We start from the raw sequence: 23,909 nt of genomic DNA, 5'->3' as shown, positions 1-23,909 counted from the left end.
TCGAACTCAGGTTTTGTAACGTCCCCGATCGGCTCCCTTTCCCCTCTCCCCCTTGGGGAGAGGGTTGGGGTGAGGGGTGGCTCTTGAATTCACAACAAATCCCAACCAAACCCTTGTGCAAACGAACGAGTGCGTTAGCATCCGTCCCCGAATTGGTGCGCCCGGACAACTTTCTGTTCGTATCTGCCGGTTTTCCAAGGAAAATCCGCAGTTTGTGCGCCTCACAACGCGATGGTTTTGGGGACTTGATGATGAAGAAGTATCTCTCGATGCTGCTGGTCGGCGTCACGGCATTGGTTGCAGTCAACGCGGCGCACGCCGGCGCCATCGATGAGGCGGTCAAGCGCGGCACGCTGAAAGTCGGCATGGACCCGACCTACATGCCGTTCGAAATGACCAACAAGCGCGGCGAGATCATCGGTTTCGAAGTCGACCTCCTCAAAGCCATGACCAAGGCCATGGGCGTCAAGCTGGAGATGGTTTCCACCGGCTACGACGGCATTATCCCGGCCCTGCTCACCGACAAGTTCGACATGATCGGCAGCGGCATGACCCTGACCCAGGAACGCAACCTGCGCCTGAACTTCAGCGAACCGTTCATCGTGGTGGGCCAGACCCTGCTGATCCGCAAGGAGCTGGAAGGCACCATCAAGTCCTATAAAGACCTGAACACCGCCGATTACCGCATCACTTCCAAGCTCGGCACTACCGGCGAGATGGTTGCCAAAAAGCTTATCTCCAAAGCCAACTACCACGGCTACGACAACGAGCAGGAAGCCGTGCTCGACGTGGTCAACGGCAAGGCCGACGCCTTCATCTACGACGCGCCTTACAACGTCGTGGCCGTGAACAAGGTCGGAGCCGGCAAACTGGTGTTCCTCGACAAGCCGTTCACCTACGAACCGCTGGCCTTCGGTCTGAAGAAGGGTGACTACGACAGCATCAACTTCATCAACAACTTCCTGCGCCAGATCCACGAAGACGGCACCTACGATCGCATCCATGACAAGTGGTTCAAAGACACCGCTTGGCTCAAGGACATGGAATAAGCGCCGGTCAGACTGACCGCGTCGCCTCAATCGCGAGCAGGCTCACTCCTACAGGGGAGCGCATTCCAATGTAGGAGTGAGCCTGTTCGCGATGGGTGCCTCCAAGGCAACACAAATCCGGAACCTGCAATGAAACAGAAAAAAGCCCTATGGCCGTGGCACGTGTTAACCGTGCTGGTGCTGATCGGCCTGGCTGGCGCGTTGTATTACGCCACCTCGCTGATGTCCTACGAATGGCGCTGGAACCGTGTGCCGCAATACTTCGCCTATCACGCCGAAGAGTCCCAGCGTGCCGCCGATATCTCCACCGTCAGCGAACTGGTGCGCAAGGGCGACCAGGCTAAAGTCACCCTGCGCAGTGATGCCGGTGTCGAGCAGCACCTGACCGTCGACAACAACAGCCTGCAAGTCGCCCAAGGTGATGACGTGGCTGAAGGCGACGTGATTGGCGTGACCCGCCATTGGGCCGCCGGACCGCTGATGTGGGGGCTCTGGACCACCTTATGGCTGTCCGTGGTTTCAGGTGTGCTCGGTCTGCTGATCGGCTTGGCCACGGGCCTGTGCCGACTGTCGAGCAACCCGACCTTGCGCGATCTCTCGACGATCTATGTCGAACTGGTGCGCGGTACGCCGCTGCTGGTGCAGATCTTCATTTTCTACTTCTTCATCGGCACCGTGATGAACCTCTCCCGGGAGTTCGCCGGGATCGCCGCGCTGTCGCTGTTCACCGGTGCTTATGTGGCGGAAATCATCCGTTCCGGCGTTCAATCCATCGCCCGTGGCCAGAACGAAGCCGCGCGCTCCCTGGGTCTGAGCGCTGGCCAGTCGATGCGCCACGTGGTGTTGCCGCAAGCGCTCAAGCGAGTGCTGCCACCGCTGGCCGGTCAGTTCATCAGTCTGGTCAAGGACACCTCTCTGGTGTCGGTGATCGCCATTACCGAGCTGCTCAAAAGCGGTCGTGAAGTCATCACCACCTCGTTCTCGCCGTTCGAAATCCTGTTCTGCGTGGCCGGTCTGTACCTGTTGATCAACCTGCCGCTGTCGAAAATCGCCAGCCGGCTTGAGCGGAGGCTCGCGCAAAGTGATTGAAGTCCGCGATCTGGTAAAAGTTTTCGACACCCGCGGCCACGTGGTTCGCGCGGTGGATAACGTTTCGACGCACGTGGCCAAGGGCGAGGTGCTGGTGGTGATCGGCCCGTCCGGTTCAGGTAAGTCGACCTTCCTGCGCTGCCTCAACGGCCTGGAAACGTTTGATTCGGGTTCGGTGAGCATCGACGGCTTGCAACTGGCCGACCCGAAAACCGATGTGAATGCCTATCGCCGCGAAGTCGGCATGGTGTTCCAGCATTTCAATCTGTTCCCGCACATGACCGTGCTGGAAAACCTCTGCCTGGCCCAGAAAGTCGTGCGTAAGCGCGGCAAGAAGGAGCGCGAGGCCAAGGCCTTGGCGTTGCTGGAAAAGGTCGGTATTGCACAGAAGGCCAACGAGTTTCCGTCGCGCCTGTCCGGCGGTCAGCAACAGCGCGTGGCCATCGCCCGGGCACTGGCGATGGAACCGAAGGTCATGCTGTTCGATGAGCCGACCTCGGCGCTCGACCCGGAAATGGTTGGCGAAGTGCTGGACGTGATGAAAACCCTGGCGGTGGAAGGCATGACCATGGTTTGCGTCACCCACGAAATGGGCTTCGCCCGGGAAGTGGCGGATCGGGTGCTGTTCTTCGATCACGGCAAATTGCTGGAAGACGCTTCACCGGCCGAATTCTTCGATGCGCCGAAGGATCCGCGGGCTCAGGCCTTCTTGCGCCAGGTCCTCTAACGCTGAAATCCCTGTGGCGAGGGAGCTTGCTCCCGCTGGGCCGCGAAGCGGCCCCAAATGTTCTCAGATGAATCCGACAGCCTGATTTACGACGGCTGCGCCGCCGAACGGGAGCAAGCTCCCTCGCCACAGGGGTAGGCGATGCTTCTTAGACTTTGAACCGTCCCACCAGCGTCTGCAGATGCGTACCCAGTCGCGCCAGCTCGACGCTGGAGGCCGCGGTTTCTTTAGTGGCTGCCGAGGTCTGCTCGGACACATCGCGCACGTTAAGCACGCTGCGGTTGATCTCTTCGGCCACGGCACTTTGCTGCTCGGCTGCAGCGGCGATTTGTTGGTTCATCGCCTGAATCGCTGAGACGGTACGGGTGATGTTGGTCAACGAACCCCCGGCGCGGCGGGTCAATTCGACGCTGCTTTCGGTCAGGGTGCGGCTGTTGTCCATGATCGTGGCGACTTGCTGGGTACCGCTTTGCAGGCCGCCGATCAGCTCTTCGATTTCTTCAGTAGATTTCTGGGTGCGCTGGGCCAGGCTGCGGACTTCATCGGCAACTACCGCAAAACCACGCCCGGCCTCACCGGCACGCGCGGCCTCGATGGCCGCATTGAGGGCCAGCAGGTTGGTTTGCTGGGCCACGGATTTGATCACGTCGAGCACGCTGCCGATTTTGTCGCTTTCGCGTTTGAGATGACTCATGGCCTCGGTGGAGTTGCCGACTTCCTTGGCCAGACGCTCGATCTGGGCGATGGCTTCACCGACCACTTTGTCACCTTCGCGGGCCTGCTGGTCGGCGGCGACGGCGGCTTCGGAGGCTTCTTCGGCGTTACGCGCGACTTCCTGAACGGTGGCGGTCATTTCGTTCATGGCGGTCGCTACCTGGTCGGTCTCGACCTTCTGGCTGTCGACCCCGGCACTGGTCTGTTCAGTGACGGCTGACAGCTGCGCGGAGGCGCTGGCTATCTGCGTCACTCCTTGACTGATGCCTCCGATCAGTTCCCGCAGGCTGACGGTCATGCGGTGTATGGCGCGTTGCAGCTGGCCGAGTTCGTCGCGGCGCTGGGCGTCGAGGTCCTGGCTGAGATCGCCGGATGCCACGCGTTCGACCACTTGCAGGGTTTGCTGCAGCGGGATGACGATCTGCCGGGTAATGCTCCAGGCGGCGAGAACCCCGAGCAGCATCGCCAGAGCAGCGGCGATGCTCAGCATGGTCTTGGCCTGCCGGGCTTCGTTGTCGCGTTTGATGGTTTGTATTGCGTTCATTTGTGTATTCAATTCGAACACACGCATGACCTTTTCACCCATCTGTTTGAAGGCTTGCGTACTGCTGATCAGCGCGTCGTGGTATTGGCCGACGGCGCTACGGTAGGCTTTCAGCGCTTCGCCAGCCTGTTGCAGGTTGGCGCCATATTGCTCAGGCAGTTTGCCCGACAAGCTGGCAATACTGCTCAGGGCCTGATCGATGGCATCCAGGGCTGGCTGTTCCGCGTCGGTCTTGCCGCTGTAGGTGTAGCCACGAACCTGGAAGCGTGCTTGCTGGATGAGTTTGTTCAGTTCGACAACGCTGTTGTACTGCGCGATGTTTTCGCTCTGCAATAGCGTTTTTTCAAGCTCGCCAATCAGTGAAACGGCGCGGTCTGCATTGGTGCCAAGGTTGCTGCGGCTGGTTTCGCGATTCTGTATCGCCACGGTCAGGTTGTTGAGGTCGCTTTTGTAGTCGCGTAGCAAGACTGTCTCTTCATCGACCATGGTCCGGTCTTTCGGGTCTTGCAGAAGTTGGCGAAGTTCTTGCCCTTTCTGTTCAAGCTGGTCCCGTAGACGAGCGATTTCAGTGGAGCCTTCAAGGCCCTTCTGCAGTTCAAAACTCAAGCGGGCGACACGCAGGTCTTTACTCAATTCACTCAACTGCGATATTGCCGCAGACTTTTCGCCGCGGTCGATCAAGGTGCTCAGCCCCATCCAGCCAGTGGTAGCAATCAGCAGGGTCAGCAGCAATACCAGACCGAACCCCATTCCGAGCTTTAGACTTACGCTCACGTTTCCCAGACTCTGGGTTAACCATCGAGACATGTGAAGTACTCCATCGGGAACAGGCGAAAGCCGGTCGGGTTCAACTGCAGATTATTGTTGTTACACACTGCATCGGCCCGGCGCGCTCGAACTGAAGCGCGTCCGTCGGTCTTTCAGAACAAGCGTGAGAGGAGGGCGGTCACGGCGGTTTCGACCCGCAGGATGCGGTCGCCGAGCTGCACCGGTTGCAGACCTGCCTTGCCCAGCAGGTCGATTTCGTAAGGAATCCAGCCGCCTTCGGGGCCGATGGCCAGGGTCACCGGTTCGTTTAGGCCGCGAGGGCAGGGCGGGTAGTTGCCGGGGTGGCCGACGAGGCCGAGGGTGCCCTCGCTGATCGCTGGCAGACGGTCCTCGACGAACGGCTTGAAGCGTTTCTCAATGACGATTTCCGGCAGCACGCTGTCCCGGGCCTGTTCGAGGCCGAGAATCAACTGCTCGCGAATCGCCTCGGGCTCCAGGAACGGGGTTTGCCAGAAGCTCTTCTCGACGCGATAGCTGTTCACCAGAATGATTCGTGGCACACCCATGGCCGCCACGGTCTGAAACACCCTGCGAAGCATTTTGGGCCTTGGCAGGGCCAGCACCAGGGTCAGCGGCAGCTTGGCCGGTGGTGGCTGGTCGAGGGTGACGCGCAATTCGGCTTCATCGGCGTCAAGGCGCAGCAGTTCGGCCGAGCCCATCAGCCCGCCGATACGGCCGACGCGCAGGCTGTCACCGACAACGGAGCGATGGACTTCCTGCATGTGCGTCAACCGGCGATCACGCAGGATCGCCCGGTCGGCCGCAATGAAATCGGCCTCTTCGAGCAGCAGCAGGTTCACGGTTGAGTCGCTGGCGGCTGGTCGTTGTGATCGTCGGCCGGCTGGTCGTCCGGGTGCTCGCCGCGCTTAGTGATCAGGCTGCCGAACAGGATGCCGATTTCAAACAGCAGCCACATCGGTACGGCCAACAGTGTCTGCGAGAAGATGTCCGGTGGCGTCAGGACCATGCCGACCACGAAGCAGCCGATGACCACGTACGGGCGGATTTTCTTCAGGTAAGCGACGTTGACCACGCCGATCCACACCAGCAGCACCACGGCCACTGGAATCTCGAACGCTACGCCGAAGGCGAAGAACAGCGTCATGACGAAATCGAGGTAGCTGCTGATGTCGGTCATCATTTCCACGCCGGCCGGGGTGGCGGAGGCGAAGAATTTGAAGATCAGCGGGAACACCAGGTAATAGGCGAACGCCATGCCGGTATAGAACAGCATGATGCTCGATACCAGCAAGGGTACGGCGATGCGTTTTTCATGCTTGTACAGGCCCGGCGCGATAAAGCCCCAGATCTGATGCAGGATCACCGGGATCGCCAGGAACAGCGAGACCATCATCGTCAGCTTAAGCGGCGTCAGGAACGGCGACGACACGTCGGTGGCGATCATCGTCGCGCCGGCGGGCAGGTACTGACGCAGCGGCGTGGAGACGAAGGTGTAGATCTGCTGGGTGAAGGCAAACAACCCGGCAAAGATGATGAAGATTGCAGCTACGCAACGCAGCAGGCGGGTACGCAACTCGGTGAGGTGCGAAACCAGCGGCATGTGCTGGTCGTTTTCTGGGAGATCGCTCATGGGGCTCGCGGCGGCAAAGTGGTGTCGTGAGGAGCCGGCGTTGTCGGCGCGGCGGCAGGAGCAACAGGATCTACGGACGCGACAACCGGCGCAGGTTCAACAGCTTTCACCGTTTCCGTCGGTGCAGCGGCAGGTGTAGCTTCTGCAGTCGGAGCCTGAATCGTCTGCTCCGCCACAGGTTCAACCGGCTGAACCGGCGTGGCCTCTTGCTGAGTCGGCGTGAAAATCTTCCGCGCCTCCTGCTCAAGCGACAGAATGTGCTCGTTGTGCAGCTGCCGACGAATCTCGTCGGCACCGATTTCACGTTCAACTTCCTGTTTGATCGCGTTGAAGCTGCGCTTCAGACGGCCGACCCACAGGCCGGCGGTGCGCGCAGCACCCGGCAGACGCTCGGGGCCCAGCACCAGCAGGGCAACGAGGCCGACGAGCAGCAGTTCAGAGAAGCTGATACCAAACATTAGTCAGTGCTCACACGTCTTTGCGGATCGGCTCTTCGACTTTTTGCGCCTGCACGTCGATGGTGTGCGGCTGGTTCACCGAGTTCTGCGGCTGAACCGGTGGTACCGGTTGGGACGGCGTCGCGGTCGGATCAGCCGGTTTTTCGTCGTCGTTCATGGCTTTCTTGAAGCCCTTGATCGACTCACCCACGTCAGTGCCGAGGTTTTTCAGTTTCTTGGTGCCGAACACCAGTACGACAACAACCAGGATGACGATCCAGTGTTTCCAGTCAAAAATGCCCATGTCGCTGCTCCTCTCTAATAGTTGTTCAGGCGGACGGACGCGAGGCTTTCTCGGCGTGTCCGGACAGACCGAAACGACGGTCCAGTTCATCGAGTACAGCCTGTGGATGCTGCCCCAGTTGGGCGAGCATGACCATGCTGTGGAACCACAAATCGGCGGTTTCGTAGATCACATCGCTGCAGTCACCGCTGATGGCGGCATCCTTGGCGGCAATGATGGTTTCGACCGACTCTTCGCCGACTTTTTCCAGAATCTTGTTCAAGCCCTTGTGGTACAGGCTGGCGACATACGAGCTGTCGGCGGCGGCGCCTTTGCGCTCCTCCAGCACTTCGGCCAGACGGGTCAGAGTGTCACTCATGTGTGTGTCCTGCGGAATAGATGGCGTGCGGGTCTTTGAGCACCGGGTCGACGGTTTTCCAGTCGCCGTTCTCGAAGACGCGATAGAAGCAGCTCTGGCGGCCGGTATGGCAAGCGATGTCACCGATCTGCTCGACCATCAGGATGATCACGTCGGCGTCACAGTCCAGGCGCATCTCATGCAGGTTTTGCACGTGGCCGGACTCTTCGCCCTTGCGCCACAGCTTGCCACGGGAGCGTGACCAGTAAATGGCGCGGTTCTCGGCAGCGGTCAGTTCCAGCGCTTCACGGTTCATCCAGGCCATCATCAGGACGCGCCCGGTCTTGTGATCCTGGGCAATCGCCGGCACCAGGCCATCTGCGTCCCACTTGATCTCGTCCAGCCAGTTTTTCATCTTCGACTCCGACAGCGGCCCGACACTTCATTAGTCGGGCAGGCGTTGAAACAGTGTGCCAGCGTGCGGGTGCTCTGGCTATCGGCGAACGACCAGATACAAGCCGACGGCCACCATGATCCCGGCCGGCCAATGACCCAGTTCGTTCAGCGGCCCACCGGCAGCGAGTATGGTGCCGCCGGCCAAGTGCGCACAGCCGAGCAGTCGCAGCAGCCAATCATCCTTGCGGCGGTGCCACGGTGGCGGCGGGTCGTAGGCGTGGGGCTGGGACATGCGCTCGAGCAGGTCGCGGGCCATGTTGGCCAGGTGCGGTAGCTGTTCGAACTGGCTCTGCACGTTGCCGATCAAGGCTTTGGGACTGACGCGCTCGCGCATCCAGCGTTCGAGGAACGGCTGGGCGGTGTTCCACAAATCGAGGTCCGGGTACAACTGACGGCCCAGGCCTTCAATGTTCAGCAGGGTTTTTTGCAGCAAAACGAGCTGCGGCTGCACTTCCATGTTGAAGCGTCGGGCGGTCTGGAACAGGCGCATCAGCACCTGACCGAAGGAAATATCCTTTAACGGTTTTTCGAAAATCGGCTCGCACACGGTGCGGATCGCCGCCTCGAATTCGTTGAGTTTGGTTTCCGCCGGTACCCAGCCCGAGTCGATGTGCAACTGCGCGACGCGACGATAATCACGCTTGAAGAACGCGAACAGGTTGCGCGCCAGATAGTCCTGGTCTTCCGGGGTCAGGCTGCCGACGATGCCGCAGTCGATCGCAATGTACTGCGGGCTCCACGGGTTCACGGTGCTGACGAAGATGTTGCCGGGGTGCATGTCGGCATGGAAGAAGCTGTCGCGGAACACTTGGGTGAAGAAGATCTCGACGCCGCGCTCAGCGAGCATTTTCATGTCGGTGCGCTGGTCGGCCAGGGTTGTCAGGTCGGTGACCTGAATGCCGTAGATGCGCTCCATCACCAGCACTTTCGGCCGGCACCAGTCCCAATAGACTTGCGGCACGTAGAGCAGCGGCGAGCCGTCGAAGTTACGCCGCAACTGGCTGGCGTTGGCCGCCTCGCGCAGCAGGTCGAGTTCGTCGTAGATGGTTTTTTCGTAGTCCTGGACCACGTCCACCGGGTGCAGCAGGCGCGCGTCGGCCGAGAGCTTTTCGGCGGCGCGGGCGAGGATGAACAGCCACGCCAGGTCCTGCGCGATGATCGGCTTGAGGCCTGGGCGGATGACCTTGACCACTACTTCTTCGCCGGTTTTCAGCTGCGCGGCATGCACTTGCGCCACCGAGGCCGAAGCCAGCGGTTCGACGTCGAAGCGGCTGAAGACTTCGCTGATCTTTTTGCCGAGTTGTTCTTCGATCAGATTGACCGACACTTGCGAGTCGAACGGCGGCACGCGGTCCTGCAGCTTCATCAGCTCATCGGCAATGTCTTCTGGCAGCAAGTCGCGGCGGGTGGACAGGATTTGCCCGAACTTGATGAAAATCGGTCCCAGGTCCTGCAACGCCAGACGCAATCGCGCGCCACGGCTCAGGTCCAGCGTCTTGCGCGGGAACCAGCGCCACGGCAAGGCGTAGCGCAGCGCCAGCAGAAACCACGGCAGTGGCAGGGCGAACAATAGGTCATCGAGGCGGTAGCGAATCACAACGCGCTGGATGCGCAACAAACGGCGGACGGCAAGCAGCTTCATGCGTTATCGCTTGGGTCGAGGGATCGGGAAAGGCGCTCGAAACGCGCCTCGAGACGTTCCAGATCGAGTTTGATCTGGTCCAGTTCACTGAAACGGGCTTCGGCTTCGCGCTGACCGACGAGGGCGCGCGATTCTTCGGCCAGGTACTCGCCAAGGTTCTGGTTCAGGCTGGCGAACCCTTGCTGATACCAGCGTGCGCGACTGCGCAGATGACCGCCGAGCAGTTGCGTGGCGACCGGCCCCAGCCAGCGCGAGAGTTCGTACTCCCAGTCCAGCTCAAGGTCCTGAAGGATCGCCGCCAGTTCCAGCAGCACGCCGCTGTCGCCGTCGAGTTCGACTTCAGGAGCATGCAGGACCGAAGTCTTGTCCTTGCTCATGGCCAGTTTCAACAGGCTGGAGGCCGGTGCGCGCAAGGTGCAGTCGGCACCGGTCTCCCAGTGAGAAGCCAGCATCAAGCCTTCGTCGCTGGGCAGGATGAACACTTGCAGCGCCGGGCTGCGGCAGTCGACGGCAATCACCTTGCCACTCAAATGCGCCAGCCGCGGCAACGCCGTGCTGTCGAGACGCAGCACCCGGTTCAGACCGAGTTCAACGCTGGCGAGCAGGCCGGCCAGCAACATCAGGGTTTGATGCCGCGGTGCAAGGCGACGATGCCTGCGGTCATGTTGTGGTAGGTCACGCGGTCGAAACCGGCCTCGACCATCATCGACTTCAGGGTTTCCTGATTCGGGTGCATGCGGATCGATTCGGCCAGGTAGCGATAGCTTTCCGAGTCGTTCGTTATCAGCTTGCCCATCAGCGGCATGAAGGCGAACGAGTAGGCGTCGTAGGCTTTGGACATCAGCGCGTTGGTTGGCTTGGAGAACTCCAGCACCAGCAAACGGCCGCCCGGTTTCAGCACGCGCAGCATCGAACGCAGGGCGTCTTCTTTATGGGTAACGTTGCGCAGGCCGAAAGCGATGGTCACGCAGTCGAAATGGTTGTCCGGGAACGGCAGCTTTTCAGCATCGGCCTGAACGAATTCGACGTTGCCGGCCACACCCAGATCCAGCAGGCGGTCACGACCGACCTTGAGCATGGATTCGTTGATGTCGGCCAACACGACCTGGCCGGTCGGGCCAACGAGGTGCGAGAACTTCTTGGTCAGATCGCCCGTGCCTCCAGCGATGTCCAGCACGCGGTTACCGGTGCGAACACCCGACAGCTCGATCGCGAAACGCTTCCACAGACGGTGCATGCCGCCCGACAGGAGGTCGTTCATCAAGTCGTACTTGGCGGCTACCGAGTGGAAAACTTCAGCGACTTTTTCCGCTTTCTGGCTTTCCGGAACGTTTTTGAAGCCGAAGTGAGTGGTGGGTTCGGCATCGCTGCCTTTGCGCTGATCAGTCATATCGCTGTCACCAAAAGAGAATGCGGGACATTCTAATCCCGGTGGCCTGCTTTGTCTTGGCAAGGCTGCAGGTAAGATAGGTAACCACCGGGACGTTTTGCCGCAGTAGCGGTCAAGATGCGTCAGGAAAGTATTCATAAAGCAGGAGTCATTCGATGGCCCGTATTAGTGTTGAGCGTTCCCACGGCCTGGGTAAGGAAGCGGCCCGCGAGAAGGCCGACCAGTTGGCGCAGAAACTGTCCGATCAATATGGCCTGGAGCCGCAATGGTCCGGCGATACCCTGAACCTCAAGCGTTCCGGTGTGAAAGGCGCGGTGTATGTGGGCGAGGATTCGATCAAGGTCGATGTCGAACTTGGCCTGTTGATGTCGGCCATGAGCGGCACGATCAAATCGGAAATCGAAAAGGCCCTGGATAAAGCGTTGGTTTGATTTTCACGTGACATGCAACTCTTGTAGGAGTGAGCCTGCTCGCGATAGCAGTCTGTCAGTCGACATCAATTTTGGCTGATAGACCGCTATCGCGAGCAGGCTCGCTCCTACATTTGTTTTGTGGTGTGCCCAAGGTTTTGTGTCAGTTGTTAGGGTGCCGTTTCTAATTATTCTCACTACTTTGTGCCTGAGCCCGACTCTTTCGCGGGCAGTTCCTCAAACCTTCTGCGCGTGAGGTGCACCATGGCCAAAGTTATTTTGAAGAAAAAAATCGACGCTTCGACGACTGCTCTGAGCGACGTTAAATCTTATGCCCGCAAGATCTGGCTGGCAGGCCTGGGTGCCTACGCCAAGGTCGGCCAAGAGGGCAGCGAGTACTTTCAAGAGTTGATTAAAGCTGGTCAAACTGTTGAAAAGAAAGGCAAAAAAGTAGTTGCCGAGAAGCTTGAAGCGGCCAATGCCGAGATCGATGAAGCCAAGAGTGAAGTCACTACTTTCAAAGGTAAGGTCGAACTTCAACTCGACAAGGTCGAGAAGGCTTTTGACTCGCGTGTCGCAAGTACCTTGAATCGTATCGGCATTCCGTCTAAACATGACGTTGAGACACTCTCTGCCAAGCTCGATGAGCTGACGGCATTGCTCGAACGCGTCGCGCGTAAATCTTAAGGAGAACGGGATGGCTGGTAAAAAGAACACCGAAAAAGAAGGCAGCTCGTGGATCGGGAAAGTCGAAGACTACTCCCGCAAAATCTGGCTGGCTGGTTTAGGCGTGTACTCGAAGATCGACACTGACGGCAGCAAACTCTTCGATACATTGGTTAAAGATGGCGAGAAAGCCGAGAAGCTCACCAAGAGCGCTGTCGGCAAGAAAGTTGATGCTGCCAAGGACTCTGCTTCGTCGGCCAAGTCGCGCATCAGCGGCGTGAAAGATCGCGCACTGGGCAAGTGGGATGAGCTGGAAGGGGCTTTCGACAAGCGTCTGAACAGCGCCATTTCGCGCCTGGGTGTACCGAGCCGCAATGAAGTCAAAGCACTGCACAGCAAGGTCGATACCCTGACCAAGCAAATCGAAAAACTCACCGGTGCCAAGGTGGCGCCTGTTGCGGCGAAAACCGCAGCGGCCAAACCTGCGGCGAAGTCCGCTGCCAAACCACTGGCTAAAGCTGCCGCTAAACCGGCTGCCAAACCAGCGGCCAAAACTGCCGCAGCGAAACCTGCAGCAGCAAAACCAGCGGTCAAAGCAGCAGCAAAACCAGCCGCTAAACCGGCTGCCAAAACTGCAGCGGCCAAACCCGCTACCAAGCCAGCGGCCAAACCTGCCGCAGCGAAGAAGCCAGCGGTGAAAAAGCCGGCGGCTCCGAAAGCGGCTGCGCCAAAACCAGCAGTGGCTGCCGCCAAACCGGCAACCCCGGCACCGGTCAGCACTTCGAACTCCGCTACTGCGCCGACCCCTGCTGTAACCCCGACTGTCGCGCCAGCTCCTTCGACGCCAACCAGTCAGTCCTGATTTTTCAGGGCTCAAGAAAACGCCCGGCCTGTGAAGGTCGGGCGTTTTTGTTTGGGTAGTCGGCAGGGGAATACGGTGAATTCCAGAACCACCCCTCACCCCAGCCCTCCCGAAACGTCGGACCGCCCCAGTGGGGAGAGGGGGAAAGGGAGCCAATTGGGGATAATTCCAGACCTGAGTTCGACTCGGTAATTCAGGTCGATGGAGTTCGGATGAACCACTCGATCAGTCCCCTCTACCCCCTGGGGAGAGGGTTAGGGTGAGGGGTTCCAACTGGTTCACTCGTGTTCTTCGAGGTATTGAAGCGCCAACTGCTCCGTCGCGACCTTGATCGGGGGCAGCAGATGCGGCGCCACCAGCATCATGATCTGGTACACCACCAATCTCACCTCACCCTCGCGATCAAGAATCCGCTGATAGTCCAGTGAGAACAGCAGCGTCATGGTGATCTGTTCCACCAACTGCCCCAACGCCTGGGTATCGCTGACCAATTGCCCCTGAGCCTTCAATCGTGCGAGCAACGAAGCCAGCGTGCGCTTCAACGCGTTGAGCAGGTTGCGTATGCCCTTGGCCAGTTTCGGCAAGCGCCCGGCGAGGTTCGACAGGTCCTGGAACAGAAACCGGTAATGGGCCAGGCGCTCGACGATCAGGTGCAGGAACAGCCAGTAATCTTCCGGCGCAAGTTCCACATCGGCCGGTGGATCGAGCAGGGGCGCCAGTTCGGCCTGGAAGCGCTCGAACAGTCCGAGAATCAACGGTTCCTTGCCGTGGAAGTGGTAGTAGAGGTTGCCCGGGCTGATACCCATTTCGTTGGCAACTTCCATGGTGGAGACGTTCGGCTCGCCCTTCTGATTGAACAACTGCAAAGCACATTCGAGAATCCGGTCGCGGGTTTTCATCCAGTCTTCTTAATGGTTCGTTGAACGTCAGCGCACACGCACGTAAGTACCGGGTGCTGCCTCCATCGGTGGATAGTTCTGGTTGCCAAGCACCATGTGAGTTTCTTTTAGCGCGCCTGAACGTTCTTGAATCCAGCCCAGCCACTGAGTCCACCAACTGCCGTCGACTTGCTTGGCGTCGTAATACCAGGCCCGTGGGTCGCCGCTCAGCTTCGTGCTCTCGACGAAGTTGGCTTTCGGGTTTGAGGGTGGGTTGAGAATGCTCTGTACATGGCCGCTGTTGGACAACACGAAGCGTCGCTCGCCACCCAGCAGCAGGGTCGAGCGATATACCGCATCCCACGGGGTGATGTGGTCATTGATGCCCGCGACGCTGAAGCTGTCGACGTTGACTTTTTGCAAGTCGATCGGCGTGCCACACACTTCCAGACCACCCGGATGACTCAGCGGGTTGTGTTTGAAGAAGTCCAGCAAGTCGCCATGCAAGGCTGCCGGTAAACGTGTGTTGTCGTTGTTCCAGTAAAGGATGTCGAACGCCGGCGGCTCCTTGCCCAACAGGTAGTTGTTAACGAAATAGCTCCAGATCAAATCGTTGGGACGCATCCAGGCGAAGATCTTGGCCATGTCGCGGCCGTCCAGCACGCCTTTCTGATACGAGCGGCGCTTGGCCGCTTCAAGGGTCTGTTCGTCGGCGAAGAGGGTCGCAGGCGAGTCCATCTGACTGTCGAGCAGGCTCACCAGATAGGTCGCGCTGGACACCCGCCGCAGTTGTCGCTTGGCCTGCAAATGGCCTTGCAGCGCGGCGATGGTCAGTCCGCCCGCGCAGGCGCCCATCAGGTTGACCTCACGAGCGCCGGTGATCGCCCGGCACACATTCATCGCTTCTTCCACGGCTTCAACGTACGTCGACAGCCCCCATTCGCGATGACGTACATCCGGATTGCGCCAACTGATCATGAAGGTTTGCAGGCCGTTCTTCAGGGCGAACTGGACGAAGCTGTTGTGCGGGCTCAGGTCGAAAATGTAGTACTTGTTGATCTGTGGCGGCACCACCAGCAGCGGCTTGGAATACTGCTTTTCGCTCATGGGCTTGTACTGGATCAACTCCAGCAGCTCATTGCGAAACACCACGGAGCCCGTCGTGGTGGCGACCGTTTTGCCGACCTCGAAAGCTTGCTTGGTGACTTGTCTGGGCAGACCGTCGTTGTGCAGGAAGTCGTCGACCAGGTGGCTGATGCCTCGCACCAGGCTGTTGCCGCCGGAGTTGAAGATCTCCTTGATCGCCAGCGGATTAAGCAGGCTGTTGGACGGTGCCATGGCGTCGTTGAGCAAGGCGAACGCGAAGTGCGCGCGGGCGCGATCGTCCGGGGTCATGTTGCTCTCGTCGATCCAGTGTTTGACCTGCTTCTGCCAGCTCAGGTAGGCCTGCAAGCTGCGGCGATAAAATGGATTGAGGCTCCACGCCGGGTCGGCAAAGCGATTGTCCTGCGGATTGGTCGGGTGCAGGGTTTCGCCCAGCAGTACGCGGCCCAGTTGACCGCCCAGCTTCAAGGCGTGTCGGGCGGTGTGCACCGGGTTGCGCAAACCATGGGCAGCAACGCTGCGCAGGGTGGAAAACAGATCCCGACCACGCAGGCCGGTAATCGCACTCTGTGCGTTGATGAACGCGGCGGGAGTGGGCAAATATTCCCTCGCTGGTTTTTCGCGCATGAATCAACACTCCTTCGTCTTCAGGCCAAATACAGTTACTCCGAACCAGAACACCATAGACGCTGTTGCGGGTTGTTGCGCGGCGCTGCGTCTTCCCGACTGACAATGGGCCGATTAGCCGCCCAATGGCGCTGGATGCGGATGCATCACGGCACGCTGACGTTCTTCTTCGAGAAACTTCATGATGATTGGTGCCACTGCTTCGGCCCGGGTAATCAAAAACAGATGCCCGTCATCGATGATGTGCAACTGGGCGTTGGGAATCCGCCAGGCCAGTAACCGCATGTTGACCAACGGGATCAGTGGATCGTCGTCACCGGCCAGCACCAAGGTTGGCTGGTGGATCTTGTGCAACCAGTGAATGCTGGTCCAGCCGAGGCCGGCGAACAGCTGCCAGTAGTATCCGAGCTTGCCGGCCGAGCGGACCTTGGCGGCATGGCTGGCGGCGAGGGTTGGATCGCGACGGAACGCACCGCCATAGATCATCGGCGCGATGCGAATCACGTGAGACGGCTGGATGTAGCGTCGTGGGCTGGCCATCATCCACAGGACTTTCGGCTTGCCCGGCACCATCACCGTGCCAGCCGCCGTGGCCGCCAGAACGAGTTTCTTGCAGCGCTCGGGATAGTCGTAAGCGAACTGCTGGGCGAGGGCGCCGCCCCAGGAAACGCCGATGACATTGACTTGCCCGTAGTCGAGATAGTCGAGCATCCGCGCCGTGAGTTTCGCCAGTCCCGGAAAGCGATACGGTCGGTTTGGCGTCGACGAACCGCCGACACCGGGGACGTCGAAAGCGATGACTTCCAGGTCCGGGTCCAGCGCCGCGACGAGCGGAAACACCAGCTCCAGGTTGGCGCCGATGCCGTTGAAAATCAGCAAGGGCGTCAAGTGAGGCTTGCCGGGGCGTACCGCCGTGCGGAGGGTCTGGCCATCCAGGTCGACGGTACGAAATATGAACGGTTGCGGCATGCACGGAGCCCTGTAGGTGTGTATGGGAGCAGGCTTGCCCGCTCCCACGTGTGTTACTTCAATTACCGCTCATGCACATAGGTGCCCGGCGCAGCTTCGCCCGCCGGATAAGCCTTGTTGCCCAAACTGCTCGGAGACTTCTTCAGCTTGCCCGAACGTTCGGCTTGCCATCCCTGCCAGTGCAGCCACCAGGAATCGGTGTGCTTGGTGGAGTTTTCTTGCCACTCCTCAGCCTTGAGCGGCATCTCGGTGTTGGTCATGTAGCGCGATTTCGGATTGCCCGGCGGGTTCAGAATGCTCTGGATATGCCCACTGCTGGACAGTACGAATTCAACCTTGCCACCGAACAGTTGCGCCGACTTGTAGCAGGACTTCCACGGGGTGATGTGGTCGTTGGTGCCGGCCAGGGAGAAGATGTCGGCAGTGACCTGCTTCAGATCGATTGGTGTGCCGCACACTTCCAGTGCGTCAGGACGGATCAGCGGGTTGGTTTTGAACATCTCGATCAGGTCGCCGTGGAACGCTGCGGGCAACCGTGTGGTGTCGTTGTTCCAGAACAGGATGTCGAACACCGGCGGCTCGTTGCCCAGCAGGTAGTTGTTGACCCAGTAGTTCCAGATCAGGTCGTTGGGGCGCATCCAGGCGAAAACTTTCGCCATGTCGCGGCCTTCCAGTACGCCGGCCTGATAGGAGTGGCGCTTGGCGGATTCGAGGGTCTGTTCGTCGACGAACAGGGCCACGTCGCTGTCCAGGGTGGTGTCCAGCACGCTGACCAGCAGCGTCAAGGCGTTGACCTTGTTCTCGCCGAGCGCGGCGTAGTGGCCCAGCAGGGCGGTGCAGGTGATGCCGCCGGAGCAGGCGCCGAGCATGTTGATGTCTTTGCTGCCGGTGATCGCGGTGACCACGTCGACCGCTTCCTTGAGCGCTTCGATGTAGGTCGACAGACCCCACTCGCGCTGTTCCTTGGTCGGGTTGCGCCAGCTGACGATGAACGTCTGCATGTTGTTGCGCAGGCAGAAGCGCGCCAGGCTCTTTTCCGGGCTCAGGTCGAAAACATAGAACTTGTTGATCTGCGGTGGCACCACCAGCAGTGGGCGCTCGTGCACCTGTTCGGTGGTCGGCCGATACTGGATCAGCTCCAGCACATCATTGCGAAACACCACCGCGCCTTCGGTGACGCCCAGGCTCTTGCCGACCTCGAACGCGCCCATGTTGACCTGGCTCGGCATGCCGCCGTTGTTCACCAGATCCTTGGCCAGATGGGAAAGGCCGTCGAGCAGGCTTTTGCCGCCGGTTTCGAAGAAGCGTTTGACCGCCGCCGGGTTGGCCGCACTGTTGGTCGGGGCCATGGCTTCGGTCATGAGGTTGATCACGAAATGCCCGCGTGCGACGTCCTTGGGCGAGAGGTTACTTTCGCCGATCCAGTCGTGGAGCTCCTTGCGCCACGCCAGGTAAGTTTGCAAATAACGTTTGTAGAGCGGGTTCTGGCTCCAGGCCGGATCGGCGAAGCGACGGTCATCGCTTGTCGGTTGCAGCGCGGATTTGCCGAACAGCACGTTCTTCAGTTCGATGCCGAAATGAGCGACATGCTTTGCACTGTGAATCGGTTGTTTGATGGCCTGGGTCAGCACCATGCGGGCAGAGCCCAACAGATCTTTTCTACGCAGTCCAACGACCGGATTCAGCCCCAAGGTATTTTCCGAGGCCTGAACTTTCAGGTCATCGTTATTCTTGTTACTCATCTACGACGCTCCATTGTCCTGAGACGAGTACCTGGGTCCAGCTGTGCAGTCCACAGCCAATGCCAGGTACTACTGCTCGGGTGACCGTTAATTCTGCATCGCTGCTTTTCAGTTCAGAGAGCACTGCAGGTACCTTGCCAGCTCCATTGGTTACCCGAGTTTAATTTTTTTCGCAAGCAGGCCAATCGTCGGCCCGGAAGCGGAGCATTCAAACAGATGGAATTAGAAAATGCCTTCTAATGAGCGAAAGGCCTGATTTAGAGCATCAGCTTGACGATGGACTCGTTCGGATCGCGGGTCTTTCCGGCGGCTTTTAGTTCGGCAAGATAATCGTTCCAGAGATCCTCTTGGCGCACGCCCAACTGGTACAGATATTCCCAGGTGAACAGGCCGCTGTCATGGCCGTCGTCGAAGGTCAATTTCAGTGCGTACTGACCGGCCGGTTCTACCTTGGTCAGGCCTACGCCGATCTTGCCAAATTGCAGGATAGGTTTGCCGTGGCCCTGGACCTCGGCGGAAGGAGAGTGCACGCGCAGGAACTCGGCGGGCAGGTGATGTTCCTCGCCGGACGCGTATTTCAGCGACAGGGTTTTCGAGGCTTTGTGCAGTTTGATATCGGTGGGGAGTTGGGTCGTCATGGGGCCGGTCGTCCGTCAGAATGGAGGCCCTGTGTTGGCGGGTGATCCTGTGGCGAGGGAGCTTGCTCCCGCTCGGCTGCGCAGCAGTCGTAAATCCGGCGAATGCGGTCTTGCTGATAAACCGCATTCGCTGATTTTGGGGCCGCTTCGCGACCCAGCGGGAGCAAGCTCCCTCGCCACAGAAGCCCGCTCACACAGTAGGTGACCTACAGGATATAACGGGACAGGTCTTCGTTCTGCGCCAATTCGCCCAAGTGGCTGTTGACGTAATCGGCGTCGATCAGGATCGCCTTGTCATCGTGGGCGCTGGCCAGATCACCGGCGCTGAACGACACCTCTTCAAGCAGACGCTCAAGCAGCGTGTGCAAGCGACGGGCACCGATGTTCTCGGTCTTCTCGTTGACCTGCCAGGCGATCTCGGCAATGCGCTTGATACCGTCCGGCTGGAACTCGATCACCAGGCCTTCGGTTTTCAGCAGTGCGCAATACTGCTCGGTGAGCGATGCGTGCGGTTCGCTGAGAATGCGTTCGAAATCTTCAGGCGTCAGCGCCTTGAGTTCGACACGAATCGGCAGGCGACCTTGCAGCTCAGGCACCAGATCGCTCGGCTTGCTCAGGTGGAACGCACCGGACGCGATGAACAGGATGTGGTCGGTCTTGACCATGCCCAGTTTGGTGTTGACGGTGCAGCCTTCGATCAGCGGCAGCAAGTCGCGCTGTACGCCTTCACGGGAGACGTCAATGCCACCGGAGTTGCCGCGCTTGGCGACCTTGTCGATTTCGTCGATGAACACGATGCCGTGCTGCTCGACGGCTTCCAGCGCCTTGGCCTTCAACTCTTCTTCGTTGACCAGGCGACCGGCTTCTTCGTCACGCACCAGTTTCAGTGCTTCCTTGACCTTGATCTTGCGGCTCTTGCGTTTGCCTTTGCCCATGTTGGCGAACAGGCTCTGCAACTGGTTGGTCATCTCTTCCATGCCCGGCGGCGCGGAGATATCGACACCGGTCACTTCGGCGACTTCGATTTCGATCTCTTTGTCATCCAGCTGACCTTCGCGCAGGCGCTTGCGGAACAGCTGACGGGTGTTGGAGTCGGCCGACGGTGCGGCGTCGTCGCTGCTGAAGCCCATGCGTGCCGGTGGCAGCAGGGCGTCGAGGATGCGTTCTTCGGCGGCGTCTTCGGCGCGGTGGCGAACCTTGGTCATTTCCTGTTCGCGCAGAAGCTTGATCGCTGCGTCGGCCAGGTCACGAATAATCGATTCAACGTCGCGGCCGACGTAGCCGACTTCGGTGAACTTGGTCGCTTCGACCTTGATGAACGGCGCGTTGGCCAGTTTCGCCAGGCGACGAGCGATCTCGGTTTTACCGACACCGGTCGGGCCGATCATCAGGATGTTTTTTGGCGTGACTTCAACGCGCAGCTCTTCAGGCAGCTGCATCCGGCGCCAGCGGTTACGCAGCGCGATGGCGACGGCGCGCTTGGCATCGTCCTGGCCGATGATATGGCGATTGAGTTCGTGGACGATTTCACGGGGAGTCATGGACATAGTAATTGGCGGTCCTCAGGTAAAAGTGAGCCGTGGCGTGGTGGCCAAAACAGGCTTACTCAGCGAGGTCCTGCTCCTCAATGGTGAAGGTGTGGTTGGTGAATACACAGATGTCGCCGGCGATGCCGAGGGCGGTTTCGACGATTTCCCGGGCCGACAGATCGGTTTTCTTCAGCAGCGCGCTGGCGGCAGCCTGGGCGTAACCGCCACCGGAGCCCATGGCGATCAGACCTTCTTCAGGTTCGACCACGTCGCCGTTGCCGGTGATGATCAGAGAAGCGTCTTTGTTCGCGACCGCGAGCATGGCCTCGAGGCGGCTGAGGGAGCGGTCAGTGCGCCATTCTTTGGCGAGTTCGACAGCGGCGCGAACCAGGTGGCCCTGATGTTTCTCAAGCTGGCCTTCGAAACGCTCGAAGAGGGTAAAGGCGTCAGCGGTGGCCCCGGCAAAGCCGGCGATCACCTGGCCGTGGTACAGGCGGCGAACTTTCTTCGCGTTGCCTTTCATCACGGTATTGCCGAGAGAAACCTGGCCGTCGCCGCCCATGACGACTTTGCCGTGGCGGCGAACTGAAACGATGGTGGTCAAGGGAGAGTCTCCACGCAGCGGGGCGAAAATGCCTTATGCCAACTCATATGGGGGTGGTGGAGCGTATTTCAACTGCGTAGAGGGAGAGGGGACGAGCGGTGTGTCGTTCGCGAAGGAGGATGTAAGTGAATCCTTGTGGCGAGGGAGCTTGCTCCCGCTGGAGTGCGCAGCACTCCCAAACCCGGGCACTGCGGTCCGTCAGACAGACTGCGGTAGCCGGGTTTACGACTGCTGCGCAGCCGAACGGGAGCAAGCTCCCTCGCCACAAAAGCAGGTTGTTTCTGCTAGGTCAGCGGCTTTGGCGTTGTTGTAACAACAGGTTGCTGAACCCGCTACCGGCCAGTTGTTTCTGGGCGGTGGTTAGCTGTTCGCGGTTGCTGAACGGTCCGACCAATACCCGATACCAGGTTTCGTCCTTCACGGTGCCGGATTCAACCGCCACAGCCTGGCCGAGCAATATGATCTGCGCCCGAACCTTGTCCGCATCCGCCTCCTTGCGGAACGAACCGGCCTGCAGGAAGAACTTGGTCACTGGCGCCGCTTTGGACACCGGTGGCGCTGGCGGCGGGGTAATCCCGGCCAGTGCGGCCTGAGCCCGCGCGGTATCGATCTTCGCCGCTTGCTCTGGTGTGACCGGCGTCGTCGGAATGGCCGGCACTTGTGGCGTCGGCAGGGTTTTCTCCGGCACGGCATCCGGCGGCACGATGACTTCCGATTCCGGCAGCAACGTGTAGAAGTCGTACTTCGGCTTCACCGGTTGAGTCGGGCTCGGCGGGGTCTTGTTGGCCTCGACGATCTTGGCTTTCTGCTGCTCGATCTTCTCGCGCTTGACGCTCTCGCTGCCCTTGCCCGGTTCCAGCTTCATCAGGAACACAATAAACGCGCCGACCGTCAGGCCGATGGCCATCCACAGCCAACCCGGGATCGGTTGTTTTGCAGGAGCTTGGTAACGGCTGGCGCCACGCTTGGGTGCAGGTTTTTTCTTGGCAGCCAACTTACATACGCTCCAGAGTTTCCAGACCCAAGAGTTCCAGGCCTTGCTTGAGAGTGCGGCCGGTCAGCGCGGCGAGGCGCAGACGGCTCTGCATTTGCGCCGGGGTGTCGGCGCTGAGGATCGGGCAGTTCTCGTAGAAGCTGGAGAACAGGCCGGCAACATCGTACAGGTAGGTGCACAGGATGTGCGGCGTGCCTTTGTCGGAAACGTTGTTCAGCACTTCGCCGAACTGCGCGAGCTTCGCCGCCAATTCGTGTTCGTGCGGTGCTTCGAGGACGATCTGGCCTTCGACTTCGCTGAAGTCCTTGCCGAGTTTGCGGAACACGCCGGCCACGCGGGTGTAGGCGTACAGCAGGTACGGCGCGGTGTTGCCTTCGAAGTTCAGCATCAGGTCGAAGTTGAAGCTGTAGTCGCTGGTGCGATGCTTGGACAAGTCGGCGTATTTCACCGCGCCAATGCCCACGACCTTGGCGATGTTGCGCAGTTCGTCTTCAGCCAGTTCCGGGTTCTTTTCTTTCACCAGGTTGTAGGCGCGCTCCTGGGCTTCGGTCAGCAGGTCGATCAGCTTCACGGTGCCGCCGTCACGGGTTTTGAACGGACGGCCATCGGCGCCGTTCATGGTGCCGAAGCCCATGTGTTCCATGTCCATCGGGTGCGTCACGAAGCCGGCCAGACGCGCGACCTGGAACACTTGCTGGAAGTGCAGGGCCTGACGTTGGTCGACGAAGTACAGCGCGCGATCAGCCTTCAGCTTGCCGCTGCGGTAACGCACGGCCGCCAGGTCGGTGGTGGCGTAGAGGTAGCCGCCGTCAGCCTTGACGATGATCACCGGCAGCGGGTCGCCATCAGCGTTTTTGAATTCGTCGAGGAACACGCACTGGGCGCCGTTGCTCTCGATCAGCAGGCCAGCGGTCTTGAGGTCGTTGACCACGTTGATCAGGTCGTCGTTGTAGGCGCTTTCGCCCATCACGTCGGCCATGGTCAGTTTGACGTTCAGCAGTTCGTAGATTTTCTGGCAGTGCGACAGCGAGATGTCTTTGAACTTGGTCCACAGCGCCAGGCAGTCCGGGTCGCCGGCTTGCAGCTTGACCACCAGACCACGGGCGCGATCTGCGAACTCTTCGGATTCATCGAAGCGTTGCTTGGCGGCGCGGTAGAAGTTTTCCAGGTCCGACAGCTCGTCGCTGGTGATCGGGTTTTCCTGAAGGTACGCCATCAGCATGCCGAACTGGGTGCCCCAGTCGCCGACGTGGTTCTGACGGATCACTTCGTCGCCGAGGAACTCCAGCACCCGCGCTACGCCGTCACCGATGATGGTCGAGCGCAAGTGGCCAACGTGCATCTCTTTGGCCAGGTTCGGTGCCGACAGGTCGACGACAGTGCGCTGCACCGGGCCGGCCTTGCGCACGCCGATGTGGGCGTCGGCCAGGGCGGCGTCCAGGCGAGTGGCCAGGGCTTGGGTGTTCTGGAAGAAGTTCAGGAAGCCAGGGCCGGCGATTTCGGTCTTGGTGACGTTTTCGTCAGCCGGCAGCGCAGCGATGATTTTCTCTGCCAGGTCACGCGGCTTCATGCCGGCCGGTTTGGCCAGCATCATTGCGATGTTGCTGGCGAAATCGCCGTGAGTCTTGTCACGGGAGTTTTCCACCTGGATCGCCGGCGACAGGCCTTCAGGCAACACACCTTCGTTGACGAGTTGGGTGATGGCTTGTTGGATCAGCTGGCGAATGGTGTCTTTCATGGTGTTCTCTTTCGACCGCAAGCGCGGCGGCGCCTGGATG

Annotated in this window: 25 protein-coding genes and 2 pseudogenes; 6 read left to right on the top strand and 21 right to left on the bottom strand. The window is 59.8% G+C overall.

Going from position 1 to position 23,909, the window contains the following annotated elements:
* The first annotated feature begins 251 nt into the window (after positions 1–251).
* The 3 genes from ABH912_RS18470 to ABH912_RS18460 all read left to right on the top strand — a co-directional run bounded on the left by ABH912_RS18470 (position 252) and on the right by ABH912_RS18460 (position 2,865).
* Positions 252–1,049 carry a transporter substrate-binding domain-containing protein gene (locus ABH912_RS18470; protein ID WP_429511326.1) on the top strand — a complete coding sequence of 266 codons (798 nt, stop codon included), beginning with the start codon at positions 252–254 and terminating at the stop codon, positions 1,047–1,049.
* A gap of 129 nt (positions 1,050–1,178) precedes the next feature.
* The gene (locus tag ABH912_RS18465) at positions 1,179–2,138 is read left to right on the top strand and encodes an amino acid ABC transporter permease (protein ID WP_429511325.1); all 960 of its coding nucleotides are present in this window, start codon (positions 1,179–1,181) and stop codon (positions 2,136–2,138) included.
* Positions 2,131–2,865 (top strand): amino acid ABC transporter ATP-binding protein, encoded by a 735-nt coding sequence (locus ABH912_RS18460; RefSeq protein ID WP_429511324.1) that lies wholly within the window; start codon positions 2,131–2,133, stop codon positions 2,863–2,865. Before ABH912_RS18465 ends, ABH912_RS18460 begins: the two co-directional genes overlap by 8 nt.
* 148 nt (positions 2,866–3,013) lie before the next feature.
* Here ABH912_RS18460 and ABH912_RS18455 read toward each other — a convergent pair whose 3' ends face one another.
* From ABH912_RS18455 to ubiE, 12 genes and pseudogenes are all read right to left on the bottom strand, one after another.
* Positions 3,014–3,727, bottom strand: coding sequence for a methyl-accepting chemotaxis protein (locus ABH912_RS18455; protein WP_429513128.1), 714 nt, complete (start codon positions 3,725–3,727; stop codon positions 3,014–3,016).
* 141 nt (positions 3,728–3,868) lie between these two features.
* A pseudogene (locus ABH912_RS18450) lies at positions 3,869–4,042 on the bottom strand (HAMP domain-containing protein); the annotation flags it as partial.
* Positions 4,043–4,135: 93 nt separating this feature from the next.
* A pseudogene (locus tag ABH912_RS18445) lies at positions 4,136–4,930 on the bottom strand (methyl-accepting chemotaxis protein); the annotation flags it as partial.
* 113 nt (positions 4,931–5,043) lie between these two features.
* The gene (locus tag ABH912_RS18440) at positions 5,044–5,751 is read right to left on the bottom strand and encodes a 16S rRNA (uracil(1498)-N(3))-methyltransferase (RefSeq protein WP_429511323.1); all 708 of its coding nucleotides are present in this window, start codon (positions 5,749–5,751) and stop codon (positions 5,044–5,046) included.
* Entirely contained in the window at positions 5,748–6,542 is a 795-nt protein-coding gene (gene tatC, locus ABH912_RS18435) for a twin-arginine translocase subunit TatC (protein ID WP_033055335.1), read from the bottom strand. The genes ABH912_RS18440 and tatC overlap by 4 nt, the downstream gene beginning before the upstream one ends.
* The gene (tatB, locus tag ABH912_RS18430; RefSeq protein ID WP_033055337.1) at positions 6,539–7,000 is read right to left on the bottom strand and encodes a Sec-independent protein translocase protein TatB; all 462 of its coding nucleotides are present in this window, start codon (positions 6,998–7,000) and stop codon (positions 6,539–6,541) included. Before tatB ends, tatC begins: the two co-directional genes overlap by 4 nt.
* A gap of 10 nt (positions 7,001–7,010) precedes the next feature.
* Positions 7,011–7,283, bottom strand: a complete 273-nt coding sequence (locus tag ABH912_RS18425) for a twin-arginine translocase TatA/TatE family subunit (RefSeq protein ID WP_033055338.1) — start codon at positions 7,281–7,283, stop codon at positions 7,011–7,013.
* 25 nt (positions 7,284–7,308) lie between these two features.
* Positions 7,309–7,641, bottom strand: a complete 333-nt coding sequence (locus ABH912_RS18420) for a phosphoribosyl-ATP diphosphatase (RefSeq protein ID WP_008047820.1) — start codon at positions 7,639–7,641, stop codon at positions 7,309–7,311.
* On the bottom strand, positions 7,634–8,035 hold the full coding sequence (gene hisI / locus ABH912_RS18415) for a phosphoribosyl-AMP cyclohydrolase (RefSeq protein WP_033055339.1): 402 nt from the start codon (positions 8,033–8,035) through the stop codon (positions 7,634–7,636). Before hisI ends, ABH912_RS18420 begins: the two co-directional genes overlap by 8 nt.
* A 78-nt stretch (positions 8,036–8,113) precedes the next feature.
* The gene (gene ubiB, locus ABH912_RS18410) at positions 8,114–9,718 is read right to left on the bottom strand and encodes a ubiquinone biosynthesis regulatory protein kinase UbiB (RefSeq protein WP_046052145.1); all 1,605 of its coding nucleotides are present in this window, start codon (positions 9,716–9,718) and stop codon (positions 8,114–8,116) included.
* Complete coding sequence (locus ABH912_RS18405; RefSeq protein WP_033055343.1) at positions 9,715–10,338, bottom strand: ubiquinone biosynthesis accessory factor UbiJ; 624 nt, start codon at positions 10,336–10,338, stop codon at positions 9,715–9,717. Before ABH912_RS18405 ends, ubiB begins: the two co-directional genes overlap by 4 nt.
* On the bottom strand, positions 10,338–11,108 hold the full coding sequence (ubiE, locus tag ABH912_RS18400) for a bifunctional demethylmenaquinone methyltransferase/2-methoxy-6-polyprenyl-1,4-benzoquinol methylase UbiE (protein WP_007948968.1): 771 nt from the start codon (positions 11,106–11,108) through the stop codon (positions 10,338–10,340). The genes ABH912_RS18405 and ubiE overlap by 1 nt, the downstream gene beginning before the upstream one ends.
* 155 nt (positions 11,109–11,263) lie before the next feature.
* Between ubiE and ABH912_RS18395 the strand changes: the two genes are divergently transcribed.
* The 3 genes from ABH912_RS18395 (at position 11,264) to ABH912_RS18385 (ending at position 13,046) form a co-directional block, all read left to right on the top strand.
* Positions 11,264–11,539: a polyhydroxyalkanoic acid system family protein gene (locus ABH912_RS18395; protein WP_056741153.1), complete on the top strand. Its 276-nt coding sequence runs from the start codon at positions 11,264–11,266 to the stop codon at positions 11,537–11,539.
* 243 nt (positions 11,540–11,782) lie between these two features.
* Positions 11,783–12,205 (top strand): phasin family protein, encoded by a 423-nt coding sequence (locus ABH912_RS18390; RefSeq protein ID WP_033055346.1) that lies wholly within the window; start codon positions 11,783–11,785, stop codon positions 12,203–12,205.
* Positions 12,206–12,215: 10 nt separating this feature from the next.
* A complete protein-coding gene (locus ABH912_RS18385) occupies positions 12,216–13,046 on the top strand; it encodes a phasin family protein (RefSeq protein ID WP_033055347.1) in 831 nt (276 codons plus the stop codon).
* Between the two features lie 278 nt (positions 13,047–13,324).
* On the opposite strand, the gene ABH912_RS18380 is transcribed toward ABH912_RS18385, so the two are convergent.
* The 9 genes from ABH912_RS18380 to argS all read right to left on the bottom strand — a co-directional run bounded on the left by ABH912_RS18380 (position 13,325) and on the right by argS (position 23,869).
* Positions 13,325–13,945 carry a TetR/AcrR family transcriptional regulator gene (locus ABH912_RS18380; protein WP_033055348.1) on the bottom strand — a complete coding sequence of 207 codons (621 nt, stop codon included), beginning with the start codon at positions 13,943–13,945 and terminating at the stop codon, positions 13,325–13,327.
* Positions 13,946–13,972: 27 nt separating this feature from the next.
* Positions 13,973–15,655 (bottom strand): class II poly(R)-hydroxyalkanoic acid synthase, encoded by a 1,683-nt coding sequence (gene phaC, locus ABH912_RS18375; RefSeq protein WP_429511322.1) that lies wholly within the window; start codon positions 15,653–15,655, stop codon positions 13,973–13,975.
* 114 nt (positions 15,656–15,769) lie between these two features.
* Complete coding sequence (phaZ, locus tag ABH912_RS18370; protein WP_429511321.1) at positions 15,770–16,624, bottom strand: poly(3-hydroxyalkanoate) depolymerase; 855 nt, start codon at positions 16,622–16,624, stop codon at positions 15,770–15,772.
* A 62-nt stretch (positions 16,625–16,686) separates the two neighbouring features.
* Positions 16,687–18,366, bottom strand: a complete 1,680-nt coding sequence (gene phaC / locus ABH912_RS18365) for a class II poly(R)-hydroxyalkanoic acid synthase (RefSeq protein WP_429511320.1) — start codon at positions 18,364–18,366, stop codon at positions 16,687–16,689.
* A gap of 257 nt (positions 18,367–18,623) precedes the next feature.
* The gene (locus tag ABH912_RS18360) at positions 18,624–19,004 is read right to left on the bottom strand and encodes a gamma-butyrobetaine hydroxylase-like domain-containing protein (RefSeq protein WP_033055352.1); all 381 of its coding nucleotides are present in this window, start codon (positions 19,002–19,004) and stop codon (positions 18,624–18,626) included.
* A gap of 206 nt (positions 19,005–19,210) precedes the next feature.
* The gene (gene hslU, locus ABH912_RS18355) at positions 19,211–20,551 is read right to left on the bottom strand and encodes an ATP-dependent protease ATPase subunit HslU (RefSeq protein ID WP_033055353.1); all 1,341 of its coding nucleotides are present in this window, start codon (positions 20,549–20,551) and stop codon (positions 19,211–19,213) included.
* Between the two features lie 55 nt (positions 20,552–20,606).
* Positions 20,607–21,137, bottom strand: coding sequence for an ATP-dependent protease subunit HslV (gene hslV, locus ABH912_RS18350; protein WP_007899242.1), 531 nt, complete (start codon positions 21,135–21,137; stop codon positions 20,607–20,609).
* A 289-nt stretch (positions 21,138–21,426) separates the two neighbouring features.
* On the bottom strand, positions 21,427–22,131 hold the full coding sequence (locus ABH912_RS18345; protein WP_033055354.1) for an SPOR domain-containing protein: 705 nt from the start codon (positions 22,129–22,131) through the stop codon (positions 21,427–21,429).
* 1 nt (position 22,132) lies between these two features.
* A complete protein-coding gene (gene argS, locus ABH912_RS18340; protein ID WP_429511319.1) occupies positions 22,133–23,869 on the bottom strand; it encodes an arginine--tRNA ligase in 1,737 nt (578 codons plus the stop codon).
* Positions 23,870–23,909: the final 40 nt, after the last annotated feature.

It is taken from the genome of Pseudomonas sp. BT76 TE3572 (genome assembly GCF_050435365.1).
GTDB classification, from domain to species: Bacteria; Pseudomonadota; Gammaproteobacteria; order Pseudomonadales; family Pseudomonadaceae; genus Aquipseudomonas; species Aquipseudomonas fluorescens_W.
The sequence above is the reverse complement of the archived record's forward strand: the minus strand, read 5'-3'. Positions and strand labels throughout refer to the sequence as shown.